The following is a 3,230-nucleotide window of genomic DNA, read 5'->3' as shown; positions in this document are numbered from 1 at the left end:
CGGCTGGGCGGCCCACTGCTGCTGGGCCTGGGCCTGGGCGGCGGCCTCCTGCGCCTGGGCCTGCTGATCCGCCTGCCGGTGCATATCGCGCTCGGCCATCCCGCGGTTCACACGGTTGGAGACGGCCGAGGCGGTCCCCGAGATGACGGCGGTGCGGACCACTGTGCCCAGCAGTCCGGGGCGTCCTACTCTCCGAGGCAGCATAGGTTCCTCTTCCTTCCGTGTCGGTGGTCGGTTTCCGTATCGGTCGGTCGGCGGCTCGTCAGTCGGCGTCGAGCGCGGTGACGGCGGCGACGACGGTGTCCCGGTCGATCCGCTCGAGCAGCCGCAGCTCACCCTGCGAGCCGTGGATCGCCGCGCCCAGGCGCGCGGCCCAGGTGTTCTCCCAGGCGACGACGAGCGCCGACGACCGCGCGGGCAGCCCGTCCGCGATCGCCTGCAGATCCTCGTCGCTGAACAGGTCGAACTGCGCCTCGGTGACGTGGTGGAACGTCTCGGCCACTTCCTCGTCACCGAGCTCGACGATCTCCACGGAGCCGTCGGTGCCCTTGTGGATGAAGCTCAGATCGAGGACCCGCACCGTGCCGGCCTGCTGCAACTCCCGCAGGGCGGGCACGACATCGCCGTTGAACTTGCTCCCCTCGAAGGCGATCACGGCGACATCGACCGGTCCGATGGTGTCGGCATTGAGGCCACTGGGCACGGGCGGGCCGCCTTCCCTGGGGGTGCATTACGGACTATTCGGATCATAGGGTGACGCGTATGTGATGCGCGAGCCGCCACAGAAGGCCCCGGGCGGCACGCGGCGACGACCCATGGATGCGAGGTACGCCCATGGCCGCAGGGCGGCACAGCTCCGGCGGCGTCGACTCCGGCAGCTTCGGCTCCGGCAGCTTCGGCTCCGGCGGCGTCGGCTCCGGCGGCGTCGGCTCCGGCGGCGTCTTCGAGCCCGCACGGCCCGCCTCCCGCGGCCGGCTGCTGTTCGCGTTCCTGCTCGGCGCACTCGTGTGGGCCGCGGCGGGTGTCCTCGCGATCGCCCTGCTCGGCCACAGCCACATCCTGCGCACGCTGCTTCTCGCCGTCGTGATCTCGTGGCTCGTCTTCGCCCTCGCCCTGTTCTGGGCCATCACCCTGCGGCACAGGGAGGAGCGGCGTGAGCGTCCTTGACGTCCTCCTCCTCTTCCTCGCCTTCTATCCGGTGGTCACCGGAGCCGCGTGGATGGTCGGCGGTGTGCTCTTCCGCATCCTTGAGGGGCGTTCCGATCCCGCCGAACCGCCGGGCGGCTGGCCCGGTGTGAGCGTCCTGATTCCCGCGTACAACGAAGAACAGGTCATCGGGCGCTGCGTCCGCGCACTGCGCGACGTGCGCTACCCCGCCCTCGAGATCCTGATCCTCAACGACGGCTCGGCCGACGCCACGGTCACCGCCGCCCGGAACGCGGCGGGCGACGACCCGCGCGTGCGCGTGCTCGACGACGGCGTGAACCTGGGCAAGGCCGACCGGCTCAACGACGGCATGCGCCGCGCGCGCCACGGCCTCGTCCTGGTCACCGACGCGGACACCCATCTGCACCCCGACGCGGTCCGGCACCTGGTCGCCCGCATCCAGCGCTCCCCGCGCTACGCGGCCGTCGCCGGCAGCCCCCGTGTCACCAACCGGGGCGGAGTGCTCGCCACGATGCAGATGCTGGAGGCGTCCTCGCTGATCGGCCTGATGCGCCGCACCCACGCCCTGGCGGGCCGGGTCGGCACGGTGGCCGGAGTGCTCGGTCTGTTCCGCCGTGACGCCGTGCTCGCCGTCGGCGGCTACGACCCGAAGATGGCCACCGAGGACATCGAGCTGACCTGGCGGCTCCTGGAAGCCGGCCATCTGACCGGCTTCGCCCCGCACGCCCTCGTCGGGATGCAGGTCCCGGGGACCGTCCGCAGCATCTGGGCCCAGCGCACCCGCTGGGCCCGCGGCCAGGGCGAGGTCCTGCGCACCCATGCCCGTACGGTCTGCCGCCCCCGCCACTGGCCCCTGTGGCCGATCGCGCTCGAAGCCCTGCTCTCGTATCTCTGGGTCCTGACGATGCTGATCGCCACAGCCTGGGGTGTCGTGCACTGGGCGACGCATCCCGGGGACACCAAGTTCCGCTGGATGATCGCGTGGGGTGTGGGGATCGCGGTCGTCGCGGTGCTGCAGATCGCGATCGCCGTGGCCGTCGAGCGGCGCCTCGACCCTCGGCTCCCGTACGCCTGTCTGCTGCTGCCGCTCTACCCGCTCGCGTACTGGACGATCAACGCCCTCGCCGCGATCACCGCCCAGACCAGGGGACTCCTGCACGGTCCGCGCGAGCGCCGGGTCGTCTGGGACCTGCCACGGGACTCGACGCAGCCGTGACCGGCGGGCGCGCGAGGTCGTGGCTGCGGCACGCGGTCCGCGGTGGGCGCGCGTCCTCGGTCCGGGTCCGGCCCGGCGGGCGCGGCACGTCGTGGCTGCGGCACACGGTCCGGATCCGGCCCGTGCCGGTGGACCGCGCGCTGGTGGTACGTGGCGCGCTGGGCGTGCTCGTTCCGCTGGCCGCGGGCCAGCTGGCCGGGCGCCCCGACCTCGGAGCGGCGGCCGCGCTCGGTGCGTACGGTGCGGCCGTCGACGACTCCGCCGCGCCCTGGCGCACCCGGGCGCTGACCCTGCTCCTGCCCCAACTCGGCGGCGCGGTCGGGCTAGCGCTCGGCCGGCTCACCCACGGCCAGGCGTGGGCACAAATCCTGCTCGTCACGGTGGTCGCGCTGATCAGCGGTCTGGTCTCGACGATCGGCCGGATCAGCGACATGGCCACGCTGGTCCTGCTGCTCGCCACCGCCATGGGCCTCGGTCTGCCGGCCACGGCGCCGTGGTGGCAGGTGCCGCTGCTGTTCCTGCTCGGCGGCGTCCCGCTGATGCTGCTCTCCCTCGGCCAGGCCCTGCGCCGGCCCGGCCTGGGGGAACGGCAGGCGGTGGCCGGGGCGCTGCACGCCGTCGCGGACCTCCTCGACGCCACCGACGACACCTGGGCCGAGCGCCGCCACGCGGTGACGGAGGCGATGGACGCGGCCTACGACACGCTCCTCGTACGCCGCCTCTCCGCCCCCCGCCCGGGCACCACCACCGCCCAACTCACCACCGACCTCGACCTCTTGGTGGAGGTCATCGCGGCGGCGCCTGCGGTGTTGGTGGTGGGGGGCGGAGAGGCGGCGTACGAGGAGCG

General features: G+C 73.2%; 4 protein-coding genes and 1 pseudogene. 3 read left to right on the top strand and 2 right to left on the bottom strand.

What is annotated here, in order from left to right; genetic code table 11:
• Both G6045_RS41855 and G6045_RS39945 read right to left on the bottom strand, forming a co-directional pair.
• Nucleotides 1-204, bottom strand: a pseudogene (locus G6045_RS41855) (hypothetical protein); the annotation flags it as partial.
• Nucleotides 205-262: 58 nt separating this feature from the next.
• Complete coding sequence (locus G6045_RS39945; RefSeq protein ID WP_165337149.1) at nucleotides 263-703, bottom strand: DUF6325 family protein; 441 nt, start codon at nucleotides 701-703, stop codon at nucleotides 263-265.
• Nucleotides 704-834: 131 nt separating this feature from the next.
• Here G6045_RS39945 and G6045_RS41850 point away from each other — a divergent pair, with 131 nt between their 5' ends.
• The 3 genes from G6045_RS41850 to G6045_RS42280 all read left to right on the top strand — a co-directional run.
• Nucleotides 835-1,167 carry a hypothetical protein gene (locus G6045_RS41850; RefSeq protein ID WP_235968607.1) on the top strand — a complete coding sequence of 111 codons (333 nt, stop codon included), beginning with the start codon at nucleotides 835-837 and terminating at the stop codon, nucleotides 1,165-1,167.
• Nucleotides 1,154-2,383: a glycosyltransferase family 2 protein gene (locus tag G6045_RS39935; RefSeq protein WP_328708088.1), complete on the top strand. Its 1,230-nt coding sequence runs from the start codon at nucleotides 1,154-1,156 to the stop codon at nucleotides 2,381-2,383. Before G6045_RS41850 ends, G6045_RS39935 begins: the two co-directional genes overlap by 14 nt.
• The coding region (locus G6045_RS42280; protein WP_328708087.1) for an FUSC family membrane protein at nucleotides 2,380-3,230 on the top strand (851 nt) is incomplete at its 3' end. The genes G6045_RS39935 and G6045_RS42280, both read left to right, overlap by 4 nt.

Source organism: Streptomyces mesophilus, from assembly GCF_011044995.1.
Taxonomy (GTDB): Bacteria; Actinomycetota; Actinomycetes; order Streptomycetales; family Streptomycetaceae; genus Streptomyces; species Streptomyces mesophilus.
This window is presented reverse-complemented; position numbering and strand designations above follow the sequence as displayed.